Source organism: Chitinophaga sp. YIM B06452, assembly GCF_039655965.1.
In the GTDB taxonomy this organism is placed as follows: domain Bacteria; phylum Bacteroidota; class Bacteroidia; order Chitinophagales; family Chitinophagaceae; genus Chitinophaga.
In genome coordinates this window covers 42,963-65,775 of the sequence record NZ_JAWLKY010000007.1, presented here as the reverse complement: position 1 = coordinate 65,775, position 22,813 = coordinate 42,963, and the positions used below count along the sequence as shown (strand labels likewise).

The following is a 22,813-nucleotide window of genomic DNA, read 5'->3' as shown; positions in this document are numbered from 1 at the left end:
TCAGATCAATGCGTAGTCTATGGCCGCTTTGATAAGAGCGGCGGCATTGTTCACTTTCAGCTTTTGCATGATGTTTTTCCGGTGGGTTTCGGCGGTAAGGGTGCTGATGCCAAGCTGGGCGGCTATTTCGGGATTGGTGAGACCTTTGGCGATCAGCTGCAGCACGTCTTTTTCACGGCGGGTGAGGCGGGGCAGCTCCGGCAGGCCGCGCCCGTCTGTGCTGGCAATGGCTTGCTGCACATCCGGACCCAGTACGATCTGGTGATCCAGCACGCGGTGGATGGCATCCATCAGTTCGCGGGAAGATGTATTTTTTAAGATGTAGCCGTTGGTGCCGTTCTGCAGCATCTGCAGAATGAAAGTACGGTCGCTGAAAGCGCTCAGGGCAAGGATCTTCACGGATTTATCCAGCTTGCGGATGCGCTGGCAGAGCTCTATGCCGCTGATGTCAGGCAGGTTGATGTCCAGCAGTATCACATCCACGCTGTTCTGCTCAAGGTAAGCCATCGCTTCCTGCCCGAGGGAATAGCTGCCTGCCAGCTCTATCTCCGGCTGGTCCTGCATCAACGACCGGATGCCTTCCAGCATCAGCACATGGTCTTCAACTATAAGCAGCGATATCGGGTGCGGTTTCCTGTACATGGATGTCTATATTTACGGTAGTGCCTACGCCGGGTGTGGATTGTATGTCCAGCCGGCCTTTCAGGTAATCAACGCGCGCCCTGACGCTTTGCAGGCCGATGCCGTCAGCAGGGGAAAGCGAGCCCTGGTCAAATCCTTTGCCGTCGTCTTCTACAATAACGGAAAGTTCTTCGCCCCTTTGCAGGCATTGTACGAGAATGTTGCGCGCGCCGCTGTGCTTCAGGGCATTGCCCAGCAATTCCTGCACGAGGCGGTAGATCATGATCTGCTGCGATTGCGGAATATCCCCGCGCAGGTCGAATGCCTGGAATACGATTGCGGCGCCATTGTGCTGCAGGCTTTCGCAAAGGTCTTTCAAAGCCGCTTCCAGCCCGAATTTCAACAGGGCCTCCGGCATCATGTTGTGCGCAATGCGGCGCAGCTCGCGCGTGGCGCCATCCAGCTGGGTGATGATCTGTTTCATTTGTGCATCATTCGGAGTGGCGCTGTCCGCCAGGTCCGCCGCTTTCACGCGGATGCTGGCCATGGTGCCGCCCAGGCCGTCGTGCAGGTCGCGGGCAAGCCGCCGGCGCTCCTGTTCCTGGCCTTCGAGCATCGCGGAAAAATGCTGGATGCGCTGGGCCTGCTTCATATTTTCCAGCTCCTGCCGCTGCAATTGCTCCCTTTGCGCAGCCAGGCGATGCTTGTTGCGGTAAATGATAAAAATGATCAGTGCGACCAACAGGGCCACGATCAATCCTGCCAGCAGCAAGGCGTTGTAGGCGCGGCTGCGTTGCAGCACAAGCTGCTGCTGCCTGCTGTTGCCTTCCAGCTCCAGTATCTTCTTTTCTTTCTCCGAAGCCTGGTATTTCATTTCCAGGTTGTGCAGCTGTACTTTGCTTTCTTCTCTCTTCACGCTGTCGCCCAGGTGATTATACTCCCGCAGGTAACGCAGCGCTGCGGCGTAGTTATGCGTTTTTTCTTCCAGCTTCGACAAGATATTCAGCCCGTGAAGGATGTTGGCTTGCCAGTTAATACCGCGTGAGATGGACATATATTCCTGCATCACCTTTCTCGCCTCCGCATAACGCCCCCGGGCCTGGTACACTTCATTGAGCGATTCCAGCGCGTTTGTCCTGCTGAGAGGCAGGGCATTGCTAGGGCTTTTAACCTGGAGTGCCCGGAGATAGGCCTTTTCAGCCTCGGGGTAATTTTTTGTTTTGAAATGGTATTGACCAAGGGCTACTTCGTATTCTTCCTCAAGCCGCGGGTCTGAATGATCAATGATCTTATCGGCCTTATCCAGGTACCTGCGCATGGCTTCGAGGCTGTCCAGGTTCATTGCGCAATACGTGATGATGAGGTATGCCTCCGTCAGCTGGGCGGAAGGTCTTTTTTCGTGCAGGGCAATGCTTTTCTGCAGGTAGCTGTATGCCTTTTTATATTGCTCGCCGTTGTAGAATTTTACCCCCACGTTGAAGCTGGCCACAGCCAGCGCCAGCGTGTCTTTTACCCGCTCCAGCATAGGAATGATGCTGAGTGTCATTTCCAGTTCTTTTTCCACCTGCCCCTTTACGCCATAAACAGCGGCGAGATTCCCTGTCAGCTTAGCCCTTAAATGCAATACTGGCAGGCCGGAATCTTTCCCGATGGCATCAAGGCCTTCCTGGTATTGAATTCCCGCTGCTTCGTAATTATCGTAATAATGATAGACCCTGCCCGTTACAAACCTCGCCTGCGCTACGCCTGCATTTGGGCCATGTTTTGTGTATATGGCCAGCGCCTGTGCCGCCGCCTGCATGGCCCCGGCTGAATCAGCCGCCCGCAGGGCTTCGGTAAGCCGTATCAGCTGCCTTGCCTTTACTGTATCTACCCGCTCCGCAGCGATCAGCCGGCGCAGGCTGTCTGCATTGAGGGGCGGGGTTTGCGCCATGCAAATGTTGCACAGCAGCAGCAACAGCACAGCCAGGGATGCTTTATTAAATAATGTCGTCATGGATATGTGCGAAAAAATAAAGATAGTGAAAAAGCCCGGGCGGGGGTGTCATAAAAAAAGGCGGCCCTGTGGCCACCCTTTTATAAAAAGTTGAAAAATGGTATCGTTTATCCCTGCATTTTCTCTTCCAGCTCCATTACCTTTTCGAACACGGTTTCATAATCTGAGTTGAGCTTTGCAAGGTCTGCATTCATCTTTTTATAAGCGTCTTCCGTAGTACGGAATTTATCTTTATGCGCATAAATTTCCGGGTCCGCCATATCGGTTTCCAGCTGCTTCAGCTTTTCCTTCACCCCCGCGATCTGCTGCTCCAGTTGCTGGAACTGCCGCTGCTGCTTTTGTAGCTCTTTCTGCAGATCCTTGTCTATGGCGGTTTTGGGAGCAGCTTGTTGTTTAGCGGGCTGCGGCTGGGCTACCGGAGTGCTTTTTTTTTCCGGTTTGGGCGGAGCCGCCGCCAGTGCCTGGCGTTTCTTCCATTCTTCCCATTCGGTATAAGTGCCTTTGAATTCTTTGATCTCCCCGTCCACGATCTCCCAGATCTTGTTGGCGGTCCTGGACACGAAATAACGGTCGTGGCTTACCAGCACCAGGCTGCCTTCATATTTGCCAAGCGCGTCTATGAGCATTTCCACGGAATTGATGTCCAGGTGGTTGGTCGGTTCGTCCAGCAGCAGGAAGTTCGCCTGGCTGATGATCACCTTGCCCAGTGCCACACGCGCTTTTTCGCCACCGGAAAGGATGCGCACTTTTTTAAATACATCGTCGCCCTGGAACAGGAAACAGCCGAGCAGTGAGCGCAATTCCATTTCGGTTTTGCCGCTGCCGCAGCTTTTCAGCTCTTCGAGTATCTCGTTGTCAAGGTGCAGGGCCTCCAGCTGGTGCTGTGCGTAAAAGCTGGTCACCACGTTGTGCCCCGGCACGCGTTCGCCTTCCATAGGCTCGGTGCCCGCGATCACGCGCAGCAGGGTGGATTTTCCTTTACCGTTCGCACCGATGAGGGCTATCTTGTCGCCGCGGTTGATCTCCGCGGAAGCGTTCTTCAATATTTCGAGTTTGCCGAAAGCTTTGCTCACGCCATTAAGGGTGCAGAGTATCTTCCCGGGCATTTTGTCTACGGAAAAGTTCATCCTGATCTTGGCCGGCCCGCCGTCTACCTGCTCCACGCGCTCCAGCTTGTCCAGCCTTTTGGCGATACTCTGCGCCTGCGCGGCTTTGGAGGCTTTGGCTTTGAAACGTTCGATAAAACGTTCCTGCTGACGGATATAGTCCTGCTGGTTTTCATACGCGCGCTGCTGCAATTCACGGCGCAGCACTTTTTCTTCTTCGTAGTCGGAATAATTGCCGGCATAATGGTGCAGCTGTTGCTGGTAGAGCTCTACCACCTTGTTCACCATTTTATCGAGGAAAAAGCGGTCGTGGCTCACGATGATCACGGCGCCGTTGTAGTTGCTGAGGTATTTTTCCAGCCATTCGATAGAGGGGAGGTCCAGGTGGTTGGTCGGTTCGTCGAGCATGAGCACATCCGGCTGCTGGAGGATGAGCTTGGCCAGCAGCACGCGCATGCGCCAGCCGCCGGAAAACTGGTTGTAAGGACGCTCCAGGTCAGCGGTGCTGAAACCCAGCCCTTCCAGTACGGTGGCGGTTTTGTGGCGGATATTGTACCCGTCGAGTGTGTCAAATTCATGCAGCTTGTCCGCATACTCATGCAGCAGCGCATCGTCCTGCGAATGCTCCAGCTTGGCGGTCAGCTCTTCCAGCTCTTTTTCCACTTTCAGGGCCTGCTCAAAGGCGGTCATGCCTACGGACAGGATGGAATTTTCCGTTTCAAAGCTCAGCAGGTCCTGGTTGAAGAACCCGATGCTAAGGTTCTTGATCTTGTTGATGCTGCCTTTGGAAATGGTATATTCCCCGTTGATGATGCGGAGAAGGGTGGATTTGCCGGTACCGTTCAGGCCGATAAGGCCCACGCGGTCTCCGGGAATGATGTGCCAGGAAGAATCCTCTATAATGGTTCTTGCGCCGAATTCAAATGTGATGTCCTGCAGGGCGATGAGCATACCTAATTGCTATTAAACCCGCAAAGATAGTATATTTTTTGGTCCTATATTTGAGGCAAAAAGCACCGCATGAAAATCAGGCAATATTTATGGATCATCGCAGCCGGCGCGGCCCTTGCGGCCTGCCAGCAGGGCGCCCGGCAGGAGGGAACGGGGGAAGACAGCGTTTTTCAGGCCAATACGCTGCAGGCGCCTTTCACGGATGAGTATTACGACTCGCTGAAAACGACCATGACGGCCTATTACCAGCTGAGCAACGCCCTGGTAAAAGGCGACACCCTGGCGGCGGACATTGCGGCGGCGGCGCTGAAATATCATGTAGACAGCCTGCCGGTGGGCCGTTTGGGCATCGACAGCAGCCGCGCGGCAGCGCTGGCGGTGAGCACCGGCAATATTTCCGCTGAACTTTCAGGCCTGATCATCGACAAAGGCGGGCTGGACAGCCGGCGGTCTTCTTTCCAGATGGTGAGCGACCAGCTGTACGACCTGCTGCAGACCACCGGTTTTAAAGGCAATACCGTGTACCGCCAGCATTGCCCCATGGCGTTCGGCAACCGTGGCGCGCACTGGCTGAGCGATACCACTGAAGTGGTGAATCCATATTTCGGCGATGAAATGCTCCATTGCGGTTCCGTGACCGATACCCTGCATTTCCAGTAAACGTATCAGCAGTAACGCTAATTTACTTTTCCGATAAATCCAGCGGCGCCGGCAACAAAACGCCGGCGCTGCGCGTATATACCATATCGATACTGAAAAACCTGTAACATGACCCGCGCTGCCGCAAAGATCATTCTTTTCGTATATGCATGGCTGTTGGCCAATCAAACATATGCCCAGCAAGGGTATACGGTAAGCGGTTACGTGCGGGACAGTACCAGCGGCGAATCCCTCATCGGCGCGAGCATCGGCATCAAAGGCACTTCAAAGGGCGTGCAGACCAATACCTACGGCTTTTTCGCCATCACGCTTCCCGCGGGGGAGCATACGCTTGTTTTTACCTATATCGGTTACGAGGCGCAGGAGCGGGCCGTGAAAGCCGGGACAGACCGGAATGTGACCGCTTTGCTGGTGCCAAAGTCTTTCCAGGCGCGTGAAGTGGTGATCACAGACCGGCGCAGGGACGAGAATGTGAAGAACACCGATATGGGAAAGGTGGAGCTGACCACCGAACAGATGAAAAAACTGCCCGCGCTCATGGGCGAAACCGACCCGCTGAAAGTGCTGCAGCTGTTGCCTGGCGTGCAGGCAGCGGGGGAGGGCAATGCAGGCTTTTACGTAAGAGGGGGCGGGCCGGACCAGAACCTCATCCTGCTGGACGAAGCACCTGTTTACAACACAGGCCACCTTTTCGGATTTTTTTCCATCTTCAATGCGGACGCCATCAAGAACGTTACGCTCATCAAAGGCGGCATGCCCGCGAATTACGGCGGAAGGCTTTCTTCCGTGGTGGACGTAACGATGAAGGACGGCAATAACCAGCGCTGGCAGGCTGAAGGCGGTATTGGCGCCATCGCGTCGCGGCTAAGCATACAGGGGCCTTTGCAGAAAGACAGATCCAGTTTTATGATCTCCGCCCGCCGCACGTATGCCGATGTGCTGGCAAAGCCCTTCGTGCGCAAAAGCAGTTCGTTTTACGGGTCGGGCTATTATTTCTATGATCTCAATGCAAAGGCCAATTACCAGTTCTCTCCCAAAGACCGCGTTTTCCTGAGCGGCTACCTCGGCCGCGACGTGTTCCGTTTCCGGAATGCGGACAGGAGCTTTGAAGCGCACATCCCCTGGGGCAACAACACGGGTACGCTGCGCTGGAACCACGTGTTCAGCAAAAAGCTGTTTTCCAACACCTCGCTCATCTACAACGATTATAAATTCTCCTTCGGTGCTTTCAACGAGGGTTTCATGATCCAGCTCAATTCCGGCATCCGCGATCTGAATGCCAAGCTGGATTTCGATTATTTCCTGAACCTGAAGCATCACATCAAATTCGGCGGCAACTACATTTACCACACGTTTACGCCCAGTTCCGTTTCCGGCAGGCAGGACACCACCGTGTTCCGGCCGGATAACGCCGCCCGCAAATATGCCCACGAAGCAGCGTTGTACATCCAGGACGACTGGGAGATCAGCCCCCGCCTGAAAGTCAACATAGGACTGCGTTACAGCGGCTTCCGGCAGATCGGTCCATATACGCGCTACACCCGCGACCGCGATGGCAACAAGCTGGACAGCACCGTGTACCGCCGCGGGCAGGAAGTGCGCAGCTACGGTGGGCCGGAACCCAGGCTGCTGCTGCGTTACGCCTGGAACGACAGGGAATCCGTAAAGGCGTCCGTTGCGCGCAACAACCAATACATCCACCTGGTGACCAATGCCGGCAGCACCTTGCCAACAGACATCTGGGTGCCCAGCACATATTTGGTGAAGCCGCAGTTCAGCTGGCAATACTCAGCAGGTTATTTCCGGAATTTCGCGGACAATAGCTGGGAAGCCTCGCTGGAAGCCTATTACAAGGATATGCGCAACCAGGTGGAATACCGCGAAGGATATACGCCTTCCTTAAAAGATCCTGAAGATGAGTTTGTATTCGGCAAAGGATATGCCTATGGAGCGGAGCTGTTCATTCACAAAATAAAAGGGAAGCTCACCGGCTGGATCGGTTACACCCTGGCGTGGACCTGGCGGCAGTTCCCGGACCTGAACGGCGGCAAACGTTTTCCCGCGAAGTACGACCGCCGCCACGACCTGGCCGTGGTAGCCAGTTACGAGCGCAACGCCCGCTGGACGTTCTCCGGCGTGTTCATTTTCGGCACCGGCAATACGACCACCTTACCGGAAAAGTTCTATTTCCTGGATGGCGTGCTGATGCAGGAATACGGCGCGCTGAACAGCTATCGTATGAAACCCTATCACCGGCTGGACCTTTCCGCCGTTTACACGCCCAAAAAGAAAAAGCCGGAACGCAAATTCACCAGCAGCTGGGCGTTTTCCATTTATAACACCTACAGCCGCATGAACCCGTATTTCATCTACTTCGACCAAACGGGGAACGTGCTGGACGGCAACCTGGAGATCAAAGCGAAGCAGGTGTCGCTTTTTCCCATTATCCCTTCCATCACCTGGAACTTCAGGCTGTAAAGGCTTGCAGGTATTTATCAATGTATTCCTGTTTCTTTTTGAGCTTGTATTGCATAATAAACCGCGGGTGCTCCAGGGGAATAATGCGGTCGAAGAACTTTTCCTTTTCGTTGAGGCGGAGGATGAAGTCTGCATTCTTGCCCGTGCCGAGGCAGTAACCGACCGTTCTGTCTATCCCGAAAGCCAGCTGTTTGCGCAGGTTCTCCAGCATAAAATCATACACAGCATCGGTGAGGGCTTTGCTGTCGTAATAATTATAGTTCACCACTTTTCCGCCGGGCTTGTCTACCGTAAAACCCAGCGGGCTCATGGCGCCGATGTAAAAATCCCTGTAAAACGCGGCGGGGCCGCCATAAGCGGCGATCATATCGTATACATACACGCTGCTCACCTCGTAGCTCGGGGGGCCGGGGAATTTAATGCCGCAGGGATCTTCCAGCCGTTTGGAGTCCGTGAAAGGCACGCCGGTAAGCGCTGCGCCGAAGCGGCCGGGGTTGATGCCGATGATCATCCGGCGGGTATGGTGGTCGTGGTAGAATTTATGGTAGAACTGTTTCATCACGTCCACCACCATGGGCTGTTCAGCGAAAGGGTTCATGATATTCACGCCCGGCGGAAGTTTGCCGGCATAGTGCAGGTGAGTGTTGAAGTAGATAATTTTATCAGCGAAAGTTTGCATCTTCAAAAATACCGAACCGCCGCGAAATATGGATGACCGCCAATAATCTCCGGGGCGGCCTTGGATTTTAAATTAAAACTTGTACTTTAGTTACGTTGAAGACGTCAGTGTGCGGCCCGGCTCCAGAATTCCATGTTAGAGATTTAACTTGTTCCACGTGCTCATGAATAAATATCCCGGGTATGAAAACTGACAAGACCTACCTGAATACATTATGGCAGAGAATATCCACGGAAAGCGACCAGCGGGCGTTCGAGGAGTTGTTCCATCACTGCTACCAGCGCCTGGTGCGGTTTGCCGTGGAATATGTGCAGAGCCATGAGTCTGCAGAAGAGATCGTATCCGATATTTTCCTGAAGCTCTGGGCGGGAAGGGAAACTTACCGGGATGTGCAGAACATCGAAAAATATCTTTTTACCGCCGTCCGCAACCAGTCGCTCAATCACCTCCGCAAGTTCTCCGCTTTCAGGGTGGTGAGCACCGACAATCCCGAACAGCTTAATATCGTTTATACCCACGACCCCTACAAAGCTTCCGAGTGGAAGGAGCTGCTTTCCCGGCTGGACAATGCCGTGGAAATGCTGCCGCCCAAGCGGCGCAGGATATTCCGCCTCGTGCGCGAAGAAGGTTTTAAACCCCGCGAGGTGGCCGAGATCATGAATATTTCGCCGCGCACAGTGGAAACGCAGTTGTTTAAGGCTGTGAAAACCCTGCATGCCGTACTGCAGCCGTATTTGTCCGCCCGGCAGAAAACATTCCCCACAGCCGCGGATACTGCGGCGTTGCTTTCTCTTTTACTGGCCGCTTCGGCTATTTAAGCCCGTCATTGCGTGGAGCGGTAGCGCCAAAGCGGGAGGGGCGACGAAGCAATCTCCAACGCCGGCTTATTTTTATTTTTTTTCCTTGAGTACGTAGACCGGTCACTTTTACGTGTCTTGTAATAAACGAGCGCAAACGCGGCTTTTATGCAAACGCACAAAGAACGGTATTTATGGCTGCTTTCCAGGAAGCTTTCCGGCGGCATCACCGAAGAGGAAAAGGAGGAACTGGAATCCCTGGTCAGGGCAGACCCGCAGCTCCGCAAGGAAGCGGAGGCCATGCAGGTATTCTGGGGGCACGACGGCAGGCAGAACGATGAAGATACCAAAACGGCCTTCGAACATCTCAAAGCCCGGATGCACGCCACAGACCCGCAGATGTGGCCGGAAGAAACCACCGGCCGGTCGGGCAAAGGATGGCGCAAATACCTGCTGCGTGCGGCGGCGGCCGTATTTTTTTTGGCGGCGGCCGGGTATATTATAAAGGCCTCCGGCCTGCTGCCTGGCGACGGGAGCGGGTTGCGGGCGGATTACAATGTGCGTGGCACACGCTCGCATATCAAACTGGCAGACGGAACTACGGTATGGCTGAATTCGGACAGTGAGCTGAAATATCCCATGCGCTTCAAAGGCGCTACCAGGGAGGTCTACCTGAGAGGGGAAGCTTTTTTTGACGTTGCCAAAGATGCATCGAAACCTTTTATCGTACATACGGAAACCATGCATGTGAATGTACTGGGCACCAGCTTCAACATCAAAGCCTATCCGGAAGACAGCGCCAGCGAAGCCACGCTGATCACGGGAGAAGTAATGGTGGAGCTGAAAAACAGCCCGGAAAAGAAGATCAGGCTGCGGCCGGCGGAAAAGCTGGTAGTGCCCAACAAGCCGGATTCCCTGCGGGAAGCTTCCGCCGGCGCCGCGCCGGTTATTATGAAACCAACGTATTTTCTGAAAGCAGACAGCGCCATTATTGAAACAGCCTGGGTAGATAACCGCCTGATCTTCCAGGATGAATCCTTCGACCGCCTCGCATCGAGAATGGAGCGCTGGTATAACGTAACCATCCATTTCGAGAATGCCTCCATCCAGCACCTGCGCTTCACCGGCATTTTCGGGAAAGAACAGCTGGAACAGGCGCTCAGGGCGCTCCAGCTCACAGAACATTTTAATTACAGGATAACAGACGACACCGTTATTATTTATTAAACGATCACCAAAATCAATGGCCTATTGACCAGCGAATAAAAAAACGGGAAATGTTGAAGCCATTCCCCGTTCATTAGCCTTTAATGGGAAACAGTCACTGTGAAGGGTTGGCTGTTTCCGGATATTTAATCAACTAATTCTATACAAGTTATGAAAAAAAAGCATTTAGTGCATGCTTGCAGTCCACCGCATGCGCTAATAAAGGTATGCCTGATTATGAAACTAGCCTTTAGCCTTCTCCTGCTCTCGTTTTTACATGTTTCCGGTGCCGTTCACTCGCAGGAAAAAGTTACCCTTAACATACAGTCTGCCGACCTTCGGAAAGTGCTGATGATGATTGAGGCGCAAACCAAGTATCACTTTATTTTCAGTGAACGCAAGGTGATCACCGACCGGAAGATAGACCTGTCGGTGAAAGAAGAGACCGTGTTCAAAGTGCTGGAAACCGTGCTGCCGATGGCTAACCTGGAATACAGGCTGCTGGAAGGCAACCTGATCGCCATTACTACCAAAGGCGAAACAGGAAGCCCCGCTGTCAAAAAAGATGTGCGCGGTACGGTAACCGATACTACCGGCATGCCGCTGCCCGGCGTCACCATTTCCGTGAAAAGCGCGCCCAGCATAGGTACTACTACAGACCTCAACGGGAAATATGTACTGGATATTCCAGACGGCGCCACCGTGCTGGTGTACAGCATGATCGGCTACGACCGCCAGGAGATCCCTATCAGCGGCCGCGACGTGATCAACGTGCAGCTGGCCATCGCTTCCAGCCAGCTGGAAGAAACAGTGATCGTGGGTTTCGGCACGCAAAAGAAAAGGGAAGTGGTAGGCGCAGTGACCACCATCAATCCCAAAGAGCTGAAAGTGCCTTCCAGCAACCTCACTACCGCGCTGGCCGGCAAGCTGGCCGGCGTGATCGCCTACCAGCGCAGCGGCGAGCCGGGGGCAGACAATGCTGATTTCTTCATCCGCGGCGTGACCACCTTCGGTTACAAAAAAGACCCGCTGATATTGATAGATGGTGTCGAAACCACCACCACAGACCTCGCGCGGCTTACGGTAGACGATATCGCGAGCTTCTCCATCCTGAAAGACGCCACGTCTACCGCGCTCTACGGCGCCAGGGGCGCTAACGGCGTGATCCTTATCACCACCAAGGAAGGTGTGGAAGGCAAAGCCCGCGTATCTGTCAGGATAGAAAATTCCAATTCGGCGCCCACGAAAAACGTGGAGCTGGCAGACCCGGTCACCTACATGCGCCTGGGCAACGAAGCCGTGCTCACCCGCGACCCGCTGGGCCAGCTGCCGTATTCCGAAGCCAAGATAGACAATACAGTGGCCGGCAAAAATCCTTACGTATACCCGGCTACAGACTGGCGCAGCGAGCTGTTCAAACAATCTACCATGAACCAGCGCGCCAACTTCAATGTATCCGGCGGCGGCAAAGTAGCCCGCTATTACCTGGCCGCAGCCGCGAACCGGGACAATGGCATGCTGAAAGTTGATAAACGCAATAATTTCAATAACAACATCCGGCTGAATACCTACTCCCTCCGCACGAACGTCAATATCAACCTCACCAAATCCACTGAAGTGGGCGTCCGCCTCTCCGGCGTATTCGACGACTACAATGGCCCGCTGGACGGGGGCACCAGCATGTATAAAAAAGTGGTGCAGTCCAACCCGGTGCTGTTTCCCGCCTATTACCCTGTGGACGATGCACACCAGTACGTGCAGCATATCATGTTCGGCAACGCCGGGAACACGGGCAATTACATCAACCCGTATGCGGATATGGTGAAGGGTTACAGGGAATACACCCGTTCCAAATTACAGGCACAGTTCGAGGTGAAGCAGAACCTTGCCTTCATCACAGAAGGGCTGAACCTGCATGCACTGTTCAACACTTCCCGCGCGTCTTACTTCGACGTTTCCCGCTTCTACAATCCTTTCTGGTACACCGTTTCCAGCTACGATAAATATGCGGACCAGTATACCCTCACCATGCTGAACCCCAATACCGGCACGGAGTACCTGAACTACGACGAGGGCGAAAAGAACATCACCTCCAACACTTACCTGCAGGCTACAGCCAATTACAACCGCACTTTCGGCGACAAACATAATGTGAGCGGCATGCTGGTGTTCCTGATGAACAACAACGTAGCCGCCAACGCAGGGTCGTTGCAGCTTTCGCTGCCGAGGAGGAACATCGGCCTTTCCGGCCGCCTCACTTATGCTTACGACCAGCGTTATTTCTTTGAATATGATTTCGGGTACAATGGTACCGAAAGATTTTACGAAGCCCAGCGTTTCGGTTTCTTCCCCTCAGTGGGCGCCGCCTGGCTGGTGTCTGCCGAGAAATGGTTCAAGCCTTTGCTGAATACCGTGAGCAACCTGAAGCTGCGCGCCACCTATGGACTCGTGGGCAACGACGCCATCGGCGACGAAAAATCCCGCTTCCTGTACCTGGCCGATGTGAATATGAACGATGGTTTCCGCAGCATGTCGTTCGGCACCGATTTCGCTTACACCCGGCCGGGTATTTTTATCAACCGCTACGGCAACAACGAGATCACCTGGGAAACTGCGAAGAAGACCAACTGGGGCGTTGAAGTGGGGCTGTTCAATAAAATCAACATCCTGCTGGATATCTATACCGAAGAAAGAAATAATATCCTCATGAGCAGGGCTTCCATTCCCGTTACCATGGGGGTGCTCAATAACGCGGACGTGCAGGCGAACCTGGGCGAGGCTTCCGGCAAAGGATTCGACCTCTCTGTAGATTACAGCCACAGCTTCAACACGAACCTCTGGCTGCAGGCCCGCGGCAACTTCACGTATGCTACCAGCAAGATCAAGGTTTTCGAAGAACCGGATTATGTAGAGAAATATCTTTCCCGTGTGGGCTACCCGGCTTCCCAGCAATGGGGGTACATCGCCGAGCGCCTGTTCGGCGACGATGCGGAAGTGGCTAACTCGCCGCTGCAGGGCTTTGGCGAATACAAAGCGGGAGACATCAAATACCATGATGTGAACGGCGACGGGCAGATCACCACGCGCGACAGGGTGCCCATCGGCTATCCCACCACGCCGGAGATCGTGTACGGCTTCGGTTTTTCCCTGGGGTATAAGAACTTCGACGTGTCCGCTTTCTTCCAGGGCCTCGCAAGGGAATCGTTCTGGATAGACGCCGATTCCACTGCGCCCTTCGTGAACGAACGTGCATTACTGCAGGCCTATGCAGACGACCACTGGTCGGAAAGCAGCCGCGACCTCTATGCCATCTGGCCCCGCCTCAGCGCCCGGCCTGTTGCCAACAACACCCAGCGGAGCACCTGGTTCATGCGCAACGGGGCTTTCCTGCGCCTGAAGACCGTGGAGATAGGCTACAGCATTCCGCCTGCGGTGCTGCGCCGATACAACATAGACCGCATCCGCATTTACGCCAGCGGCGTCAATCTCCTTACGCTCAGTAAATTCAAGATGTGGGATGTTGAAATGGGCGGCAATGGCCTCGGCTATCCCGTCCAGCGGGTCCTGAACGCAGGCGCGCAAGTTTCTTTCTGAACCAGATTTTTAAAGGCATCTGCTTGAAAAAATAAAACTGTTATGAAAATGTTTAAAAAGTGGCTGATCGTATTTTTCGGGCCTTTCCTCTTCTCCTGTAACTACCTGGACATTGTGCCGGACAACATAGCTACAGTGGATCATATATTCCGCATGCGCAGCACGGCGGAGCAATACCTGTTCACCATGTACAACTACCTGCCCAATTATGTGGATGCATACAACTACCACGTGTTCCTGGGCGGGGATGAGCTCTGGGCCAACGACTACAATGTTGGCCAACCGGCCCCGGCATGGCAGATCGCGAAAGGTTTCCAGAACATAGTGAACCCTTACTCCAACTACTGGGGCGGCGCCAACGGCGGCCGCGGCATGTTCGTCGCCATCCGCGACTGTAATACCTTCCTGGAGAATATCCACAAGGTACCGGACATGGACGATTATGAAAAGAACCGCTGGGCGGCGGAGGCTTTGTTCCTGAAAGCTTATTTTCATTTTTACCTTTTCCGCATGTATGGCCCTATTCCGCTGATTGAAAAGAACCTGCCCATTACCAGCAGTACGGAAGAGGTGAAAGTGAGCCAGATGCCAGTGGATTCCTGCGTAAATTTTATTGCCCGCCTGCTGGACGAAGCAGCGGTGAACCTGCCGGAGCGCATCCTGAATGAAGCTACCGAAAACGGCCGCGTCACCAGGTCTGCCGCAAAGGCCCTGAAGGCCCGGCTGCTGGTAACCGCCGCCAGCCCGCTGTTCAACGGTAATCCCGATTACGGCGCGTATACCGGGAAAGACGGTGTTCAATTGTTCAGTAAAACGTACGACGCCGCAAAATGGGAACGCGCCGCTATCGCCTGCAAAGAAGCGATAGAAGAATGCCATGCAGCCGGCCACCAGCTGTATTATTTCAATCCCGCTTTCCTGCCTTTCCCCGGATCCGCCGAAACGATCACGGAAATGAGTGTGCGAAACGCGCTGTGCGAAAAATTCAATAAAGAGGTGATCTGGACCAGCACCGCCAACAGGGCCACCACGCTGCAACGCGAGAACCTGCCGCGCCTCTATTCCGGCGATAAACAAAGCACCACGCTCTCTTCCTTCGGCGTGCCGATGAAAGTGGCTGAACAATTCTATACCAAAAACGGTGTGCCCATTTCAGAAGACGTGAACTGGAACTACAACACCCGCTACGGGACAAGAAACGCCACCACCGCGGATAAGCTCCGCCTCAAGCCCAACTATACCACCGCCAATCTCAACTTCGACCGGGAAGTGCGCTTCTACGCCAGTCTTGGTTTCGACGGCGCGCGCTGGTTCGGGCAAGGCCGGTTCAACGACGAAGAGCCGGTGTACATGGAAGCCAAGCTCGGCCAGATCGCCAACAACCACGCCTGGGCATATTCCATGACCGGTTACTGGGCTAAGAAGCTGGTGAACCCGCAATCCGTTTCTTCCGCTACCGAGATCACCATACAATCATATCCCTGGCCAGTGATAAGGCTGGCGGACATTTACCTGCTGTATGCCGAAGCGCTCAACGAATGGCAGGGGCCCAGCGCGGAAGCGTACCAGTGGATAGACCTGGTAAGGAAAAGAGCAGGGCTGCAGGACGTGGAAACATCCTGGCAGCAATTCTCCAAAAATCCCGGCGCGCCTGCCAGCAAAACGGGCCTGCGCAAGATCATCCACCAGGAAAGGCTCATCGAGCTTGCCTTTGAAGGGCAGCGTTTCTGGGACCTGCGCCGCTGGAAAGAAGCTGAGGCAGTGCTGAACCAGCCTATCACCGGCTGGAATGTGTTTGGCAAAACCGCGCCCGATTATTACCAGCTGAAATACATCTACACCCAGGTGTTCCGCAAAAAAGACTACCTCTGGCCGGTTCGCGAGGAAGACCTGATCGAAAACAAAAATCTCGTGCAAAGCCCCGGCTGGTAAGTTTTTTACGTTCATCAAACGACAACACAATGCGTAATTATTTTCTCTGCATAATAATCTTCCTCCTCGCAGCAGGCTGTAAAGAGGAAAAAATGGAACCGCTCACCAAAGGCGGCAATGCTCCCGGCCCCGTTACCAACGTGACCGCGGAAGCCCAACCGGGTAAGGTAGTGCTCAAATACAACATTCCCGGCGAACCGGAACTGCTGTACATCAAGGCTGTGTATGAAACGCGCCCCGGCAATAAAATGGAAACGATCGCCACTTTTTATAACAACAGCATGACGCTGGAAGGCTTTGGCGATACGGAAGAAAGAGAAGTGAAACTTTATTCCGTAAGCCGCTCCGAAGCAGCCTCCGAGCCCGTGATCATAAAGGTGCGCCCGCTTAAGCCGCCGGTGCAGTCCGTATTCGAATCGCTGGATTTTGTAGGTGATTTCGGCGGCATTACCGCTACATTCGTCAATGAAGATTCCGCCAATGTCGCCATCGGTGTGGTATCGCGGGATGCGAACGGCGAGGCGGTGCAGGCTGATATGTATTACACCAACCAGGAAGCGGGGGAGTTCTCCGTGCGCGGGTTCGGCGCTACAGAGCAGTGGTTCGGGCTGTACGTGCGCGACCGCTGGCTGAATTATTCAGATACCGTCTGGAAACAGCTTACGCCGCTCTTTGAAGAGCAGCTGGATAAAAAACTGTTCCGCGCCCTGAAACTTCCTACAGATGCGGCCACCTTCGGCTCCGGCAAACTGGAAAATCTCTGGAACAACAAAATAGCCGGCGGCTCCGGTTCGTCAGACACCTGGTTCCGCTCCGCCAACGGCTCGGGCATACCGCACTGGGTAACATTCGACATGGGCGTGACCGCCAAGCTGAGCCGCTTCTCTGAGATCCCGCGCGGCGCAATGGACGAACCAAACCTGCTCTACAGCTCCGGCGACCCGCAGCTGTACGAGATATGGGGAACAGATAACTACAATCCCGACGGCAGCTTCACCGGCTGGACCAAACTCATGGACTGCGAAGTGGTGAAACCCTCCGGCCTGCCCGTGGGCGTGAATTCCAACGAAGACCTGCTGCGCGCGCAGGAAGGCCACCAGTTCAAATTCCCGCCGGGCCTGCCGCCTGTCCGTTACCTGCGCATCAAACTGGTGCAGACCTTCGGCAATGCGGATTATTTCTGGATGGCAGAACTCACGTTCTTCGGCGAAAAACAGTAAAACCATTAAACCTGGAAAAATGAAACGGAATCGATTATATACAGGCTTGTTGCTGGCAGCAGGATTATACCTCGCGGCCTGCAATAAAGCAGATGAAGATTACAAGGATTTTGTGCCGGACGGGGAAAAAGTGTACCCCGGCAAGGTGGAAGAACTGGAAGCCAGTCCCGGCAAGAACCGCATCATGCTGGCATGGCTGCTGAAAACAGACCCGCGCATCGTGAAGTGCCGGATTTACTGGAATCGTAAAAAGGATTCCGCCGACGTAACCGTGAAGCGCACCAATGGCGTGGATACCATTAGCGCCGTACTGAACAACATGACGGAAGGACCTTATCTTTTTGAAGTGTATACCTACAATGCACAAGGCAACCAATCCATCAAAACAGAAGTGAATGGCGATGTGTACGGCGACTTCTACGAAAGCAACCTGCAGAACCGCGGTCTGAAAAAAGCAGCTATCGTGAACGGCACTACCAAACTGGAATGGGACGAGCCGGACCCGCGCTCGCCTGGCGTGAGGCTCACATTCCTGGATGAAGGCGGAGAAACGCACAGCATCACCGTACTGCCCGATGAAAACATGACCGTTCTGAATATTATTCCCAAAACAGGTACAATGGAATTCAAAACCTTGTATCTTCCGGTGGCGAACGCGATAGACACGTTTGCCGCGCCTGTTGTAAAAGTGAATCTATAGACCAGAAAACATAACCCGTGCAAAGAAGGACATTCCTGTATACCGCCGCCCTGGGCGCCCTCGCCGGGGCGGCGGGCATTCCGGCCCTGGCAAAAGGGCAGGAGGCCGGCTACACCGTGATCAACGCCGGCATTGGCGGCAACAATACCGTAGACCTGCTGCAGCGCATAGACCGCGATTGCCTCGCCCATCAGCCGGAACTGACCGTGCTGATGATCGGCACGAACGACATGAACAGCAAGAAATACGTGCCGTTGGAGCAATACCGCAGCAACCTTGCCACGCTCATTGGAAAGATACAGGCAAAAAAGAGCAAAGTGCTGCTGATGACCATCTGCCCGTTCATCGAAGAATTCCTGCTCACCCGCCACAACCGCGAACATTACGGCTCGGAAGGGCCGTCTGGCAGGAGAGCGGCGGTGAACAAAACCATCCGTGAGCTGGCGGCGCAGTACAATACAGCGCTCCTGGACCTCGGCGCGCTGTTCGACAAAGCCGGGAAGATCGGCACCGGCAAAGATTCCCTGCTTCAGAACGTGGAGAATTCCAACAAAACGGACGGCGTGCATCCTACCATGGAAGGCTATCGTTTTATTGGCCTGGCTGTATATGATTTCATCGTATACAACCGCCTGCCGCAGCAGCGTATCGTTTGCTTCGGCGACAGCATCACCGTGGGAGACGGCGGCGTGGAGAAGAATAGCTACCCGGCTGTGCTGAAAAGATTACTCTCGTAAAACATCGCAACATTCATCAACAGATAGTCATTCATGAAGTGTAAAATCTTAATCTCCGCTACGGCGCTCTTTTTCAGCCTGCAAACGGCAAAGGCCCAGCATAAGGTGGACGTATGTGTTTACGGCGGCAGCTCCGCCGGTGTAATAGCCGCCTACACCGCGCAAAAAGCCGGGCGTACGGTGTTGCTGGTGGAACCCGGCGCTTACCTCGGAGGTCTTACCACCGGCGGGCTCGGGTATACAGACATCGGTAACAAATACGCCATCCGCGGGCTGTCCCTGGAATTTTACCGGCAGATCGGCCGGCATTACGGCAAGTTTGAACAATGGGTGTTTGAACCACATGTGGCAGACAGCCTGTTCCAGGACTATGTGAAAAAAGGCGGCTTCCCCGTGCTGTACAAGCACAGGCTCACTACAGCCAGCACCAGCAACGGCGCTATCAAAGAGATCAAACTGAACGCAGGCGGCAAAACGGTGACCGTATCTGCAAAAATTTTCATCGACTGCACCTACGAAGGCGATCTGATGGCCAAAGCCGGCGTCAGCTATACCGTTGGCCGCGAAAGCAACGACGTGTACAACGAAACCTGGAACGGCGTACAGCTGCTGGACGGCCACCAGTTCCCCGACGGCGTGGATCCTTACAAGGTGCCCGGCGACCCGAACAGCGGGCTGCTCTGGGGGATCACTCCCTTCCCGCTGGCGCAGAAAGGCAGCGGCGACAAAAAAGTACAGGCCTACAACTACCGCATCTGCCTCACGAACGATCCCAACAATATGGTGCCCATCACGCAGCCGGATAACTATGATCCTTCCCGCTATGAGCTGCTGGCAAGGCTTTTCAAGGCACAGCCCAATAGGGTGACGCTGAGCGATTATTTCATCTGGAGCCGCATGCCCAATAATAAAACGGACATCAACAACCGGAACGGATTTTCTACCGATATGATCGGGATGAACTACGATTATGCTGAAGCGGATTACGAAACCCGGGAAAAGATCATCAAGCAGCACGAGGATTACACCAAAGGCCTGCTGTACTTCTGCGCTACGGACCGCCGCGTACCCGTGCCCATGCAGGAAGAGATCAAAAAATGGGGATACCCGAAAGATGAATACGTCAACAACGGCCACTGGTCGCCGCAGCTATATGTACGCGAAGCCCGCCGCATGAAAGGCGCTTACATCATGACCCAGGCCAACTGCACCGGGGAAGAAGTGGTGACAGACGGCGTAGGCATGGCCGCTTATACCATGGATTCCCACAACACCCAGCGCCTGGTGATCCATAAAGACGGCAAGGATATGGTGAAGAATGAAGGGAACGTGGAAGTAGGCGGTTTCCCGCCGTATCCTGTTTCGTACCGCGCGCTGATACCGAAAGAAGGCGAGTGCAGCAACCTGCTGGTACCCGTTTGCCTTTCCGCCAGCCACATTGCATACGGCTCTATCCGCATGGAACCCGTATTTATGGCATTAGGCCAAGCCACAGCCGTAGCGGCGGACCTTGCGATCGCCAAAAACATTCCCGTACAAAAAGTAGACGCCGCGCAGGTGAGCAGCATACTGGCCCGTAACCCGCTGGCAGACGGCCGCCAGGGCGATATACTTATGGATAATGCCACCGCTTCCATCCAAAAGGAAGGCGAATGGAAAACCGTGAAAGGCAGTGGAAGTTATGGTACGGATATGCTCGCAGCAGAGAAGAACGCGAAAGCCATTTTCAGGCCGGAGATCGCGAAAACAGGCGATTACACAGTGTACCTGTATTACCCGCGGCTGAAGAACAATGCAGCCGTTACGAACGTAAAAGTAGTAAGCGGTAAAAAAGAACAACTGGTGCCGGTGAAAGCTGACGATGTGAAAGTAGTAGGCCAAACCTCCGGCGAATGGGTGAAGCTTGGTACTTTCAATATCGAGAAAGGGAATGAAGCTTACGTGGAGATTTCCGCGGGTAGCAGCGGGGAAGGGCTTGTGGTAGCGGATGCTGTGATATTTGTGCCGGAGAAGAGATGATTATTTCTATATGAAAAAATAGCCCTCGCAGAATGCGGGGGCTTTTTCGTTACTTCTTTTGAGTACGACCACTTTAAATTAGTTTGGCACTATTTTCTGGTTCTTCTTCAAAATAAAATTGGATAAAATGGGAGCATTCAACATTCTTGAGGCGATGGTGGTTTGTATCAATTGCGGCCATACATATGAAGGCAGGATTCAATATAAATTTGGGAACACGTTTCAGTATCATTATAAGATCGGCGATAAGATCAGATGGGGCGGTAATGATAAGGGCATTCCTGGCCTGGCCAGGGTCAGAGCTTATGGTATTGTGGAAACAATATGCCCTAATTGCCTTGAAGACACTGAGAATCTGTATGACGTTATTATTGAAAAAGATGTCATTACCGGGATAAATAAAATGGTGGACATGTCTGATTATTTAGAGGGCGATAGCGAAGGGAATTACATTGATCTCAGTAATTATCCGTTATAAACAATCCCCCAGATCAAACAATTCATGATCGTATACACTATTAATACCTTACTGATCACGTTGCTGCTGCGCATCATCTTCTTCGTTACCGGGCCTTCATCTGATTGATATTCGGGGGACCATCTCAGCGTGAAAACAGCTAAAACAATCTGCGGAACATCATACCCGCGCCGGAAATCTTCAAATTCCTCTTTTTCGATCCTGATATAGATTATGATATTCAAATAAAAATGTATACTAAAAACAACCACCCATCCCCAATAAAACCAATTGCTATAATCAGCCAGGAAGTCCCTCATATTTCATAAGTATTATACTTAATAATAAGAAAAATCCGGGGAGGAATTCCCTTTCCGTTAACCCATCCGCCCCATTCATTAATCCGCTAACCACTGCAAGCCGCCTCCGCCGCATCTTTGCTGCGTTAAAATTTTTCACCCCCAAAACACTACAATGAAAACGTTATTGAAAAAAACACTGTTGGTATCCATAACAGTTGTCGCAGCAAGTTCCTGTATCAAGGATAAAGCACCAAATCCCGTGAAAAAGTTCAACCCTGCAACGTTTAAGGAAGAACTGAAGAAGAATATTTCCAAGCTCGCTATTACCCAGCCCCGTGGCTATTCCTTCGTGATCAGCCAGAATGGGCGCCTGGCAGACACCTGCTCTATGGGCATCGCCTCCTTTTCATCCGCCGCAGGCGCCAAGATCGGCGGTAACCTTATGCACCCGGATAAAGAGACGAATGTGGCCAGCGTCACCAAAACCTTTACTGCCGTGGCTGTCATAAAGCTGATGGAAAAGAACAACATCAAGCTGGATGACGCGATCGGCCAGTGGCTGCCGAAATATTTTAACGCCGTACAGCCGGTGAAGGACATCACTTTCCGCCAGCTGCTTACGCACCGCTCCGGGATTTCCCAGAGCGCCGGCAAAATTGAATTCATCAAACAAATGGCGCTCAACGGGCTGGATAATCCCGCCAAGCCGAAGAAATACGCCAATATGAACTTCGCGCTGTTCCGTGTAATGATCCCTTACATGATCAACAAAACAGCCGCGCAGCAGGTGGAAGCCAGCCTGGTACCGGGGCAAACCGCGACGTTCGAAAACTGGCTGAGCATACAATACGTTAAATATCTCCAGGAAAATATCTTCACGCCCATCGGTATCACCGAAGCGCTTTGCAAGCCCGGACCGGATTGCGCACAGGCCCTGGGTGAAGGCGAAAGCACCGCCGCATACACGCACTTCGACTGGACGCAGGAGTCCGGCGGCGGCGGGTATTACCTTTCCACGATGGAGATGGCGCGTTTTATGGCTTTCCTTGGCAATACAGAGAAACTGCTCACTAATGAACAGCGTGAGATGATGGATAAGAACTTCCTGGGCTGGGATACCGAAGACAGCTTCATGACCGGCCACGGGCAGAGCTATGGGAAAGACGGCGCCCTGCAATGGGGAGCGCCCGGCATGCAGACGCTGGTGGTGAAATACCCCGGCAACATAGAACTCAGCATATCCGTAACCTCCTGGCCCGGCGACGATTTCCGGAACCTGGCAGAAGCTGCGATGTTTGCTTATAACGATAGTTGGGAATAGGGGAGGCGCAATCCTCCACGAGAATGGGATATTCAGG

General features: G+C 53.6%; 17 protein-coding genes. 12 read left to right on the top strand and 5 right to left on the bottom strand.

Annotated elements, in window-relative coordinates; all coding sequences use genetic code 11:
- The 3 genes from R3I13_RS24460 to R3I13_RS24450 form a co-directional block, all read right to left on the bottom strand.
- Window positions 1-642 carry a response regulator transcription factor gene (locus R3I13_RS24460; RefSeq protein WP_346320619.1) on the bottom strand — a complete coding sequence of 214 codons (642 nt, stop codon included), beginning with the start codon at window positions 640-642 and terminating at the stop codon, window positions 1-3.
- Window positions 602-2,617 carry an ATP-binding protein gene (locus tag R3I13_RS24455; protein ID WP_346320618.1) on the bottom strand — a complete coding sequence of 672 codons (2,016 nt, stop codon included), beginning with the start codon at window positions 2,615-2,617 and terminating at the stop codon, window positions 602-604. The genes R3I13_RS24460 and R3I13_RS24455 overlap by 41 nt, the downstream gene beginning before the upstream one ends.
- A 107-nt stretch (window positions 2,618-2,724) precedes the next feature.
- Window positions 2,725-4,674 carry an ABC-F family ATP-binding cassette domain-containing protein gene (locus R3I13_RS24450; RefSeq protein ID WP_346320617.1) on the bottom strand — a complete coding sequence of 650 codons (1,950 nt, stop codon included), beginning with the start codon at window positions 4,672-4,674 and terminating at the stop codon, window positions 2,725-2,727.
- Between the two features lie 69 nt (window positions 4,675-4,743).
- Here R3I13_RS24450 and R3I13_RS24445 point away from each other — a divergent pair, with 69 nt between their 5' ends.
- Together R3I13_RS24445 and R3I13_RS24440 are read left to right on the top strand one after the other, a co-directional pair.
- Window positions 4,744-5,334 carry a DUF3347 domain-containing protein gene (locus R3I13_RS24445; RefSeq protein WP_346320616.1) on the top strand — a complete coding sequence of 197 codons (591 nt, stop codon included), beginning with the start codon at window positions 4,744-4,746 and terminating at the stop codon, window positions 5,332-5,334.
- A 108-nt stretch (window positions 5,335-5,442) separates the two neighbouring features.
- Entirely contained in the window at window positions 5,443-7,812 is a 2,370-nt protein-coding gene (locus R3I13_RS24440) for a TonB-dependent receptor (RefSeq protein ID WP_346320615.1), read from the top strand.
- On the opposite strand, the gene R3I13_RS24435 is transcribed toward R3I13_RS24440, so the two are convergent.
- A complete protein-coding gene (locus tag R3I13_RS24435) occupies window positions 7,802-8,491 on the bottom strand; it encodes a uracil-DNA glycosylase family protein (RefSeq protein WP_346320614.1) in 690 nt (229 codons plus the stop codon). The two genes, R3I13_RS24440 and R3I13_RS24435, sit on opposite strands and share 11 nt — an antisense overlap.
- Window positions 8,492-8,673: 182 nt before the next feature.
- Here R3I13_RS24435 and R3I13_RS24430 point away from each other — a divergent pair, with 182 nt between their 5' ends.
- From R3I13_RS24430 to R3I13_RS24390, 9 genes are all read left to right on the top strand, one after another.
- Window positions 8,674-9,309 (top strand): RNA polymerase sigma-70 factor, encoded by a 636-nt coding sequence (locus R3I13_RS24430; RefSeq protein WP_346320613.1) that lies wholly within the window; start codon window positions 8,674-8,676, stop codon window positions 9,307-9,309.
- 147 nt (window positions 9,310-9,456) lie between these two features.
- Window positions 9,457-10,515 carry a FecR domain-containing protein gene (locus tag R3I13_RS24425; RefSeq protein WP_346320612.1) on the top strand — a complete coding sequence of 353 codons (1,059 nt, stop codon included), beginning with the start codon at window positions 9,457-9,459 and terminating at the stop codon, window positions 10,513-10,515.
- Window positions 10,516-10,731: 216 nt separating this feature from the next.
- Window positions 10,732-14,088: a TonB-dependent receptor gene (locus R3I13_RS24420; protein WP_346320611.1), complete on the top strand. Its 3,357-nt coding sequence runs from the start codon at window positions 10,732-10,734 to the stop codon at window positions 14,086-14,088.
- A gap of 42 nt (window positions 14,089-14,130) precedes the next feature.
- Complete coding sequence (locus R3I13_RS24415) at window positions 14,131-16,020, top strand: RagB/SusD family nutrient uptake outer membrane protein (protein WP_346320610.1); 1,890 nt, start codon at window positions 14,131-14,133, stop codon at window positions 16,018-16,020.
- Window positions 16,021-16,049: 29 nt separating this feature from the next.
- On the top strand, window positions 16,050-17,240 hold the full coding sequence (locus R3I13_RS24410; RefSeq protein ID WP_346320609.1) for a DUF5000 domain-containing lipoprotein: 1,191 nt from the start codon (window positions 16,050-16,052) through the stop codon (window positions 17,238-17,240).
- A gap of 19 nt (window positions 17,241-17,259) precedes the next feature.
- Entirely contained in the window at window positions 17,260-17,940 is a 681-nt protein-coding gene (locus R3I13_RS24405) for a DUF4998 domain-containing protein (RefSeq protein WP_346320608.1), read from the top strand.
- 17 nt (window positions 17,941-17,957) lie between these two features.
- A complete protein-coding gene (locus tag R3I13_RS24400) occupies window positions 17,958-18,677 on the top strand; it encodes a GDSL-type esterase/lipase family protein (protein ID WP_346320607.1) in 720 nt (239 codons plus the stop codon).
- Between the two features lie 33 nt (window positions 18,678-18,710).
- Window positions 18,711-20,696, top strand: a complete 1,986-nt coding sequence (locus tag R3I13_RS24395; protein WP_346320606.1) for an FAD-dependent oxidoreductase — start codon at window positions 18,711-18,713, stop codon at window positions 20,694-20,696.
- A 127-nt stretch (window positions 20,697-20,823) separates the two neighbouring features.
- Window positions 20,824-21,174, top strand: coding sequence for a hypothetical protein (locus R3I13_RS24390; RefSeq protein ID WP_346320605.1), 351 nt, complete (start codon window positions 20,824-20,826; stop codon window positions 21,172-21,174).
- Here R3I13_RS24390 and R3I13_RS24385 read toward each other — a convergent pair.
- The gene (locus R3I13_RS24385) at window positions 21,162-21,473 is read right to left on the bottom strand and encodes a hypothetical protein (RefSeq protein WP_346320604.1); all 312 of its coding nucleotides are present in this window, start codon (window positions 21,471-21,473) and stop codon (window positions 21,162-21,164) included. The two genes, R3I13_RS24390 and R3I13_RS24385, sit on opposite strands and share 13 nt — an antisense overlap.
- A 241-nt stretch (window positions 21,474-21,714) precedes the next feature.
- Here R3I13_RS24385 and R3I13_RS24380 point away from each other — a divergent pair, with 241 nt between their 5' ends.
- Window positions 21,715-22,776, top strand: a complete 1,062-nt coding sequence (locus R3I13_RS24380) for a serine hydrolase domain-containing protein (RefSeq protein WP_346320603.1) — start codon at window positions 21,715-21,717, stop codon at window positions 22,774-22,776.
- The last annotated feature ends 37 nt before the right edge of the window (window positions 22,777-22,813 follow it).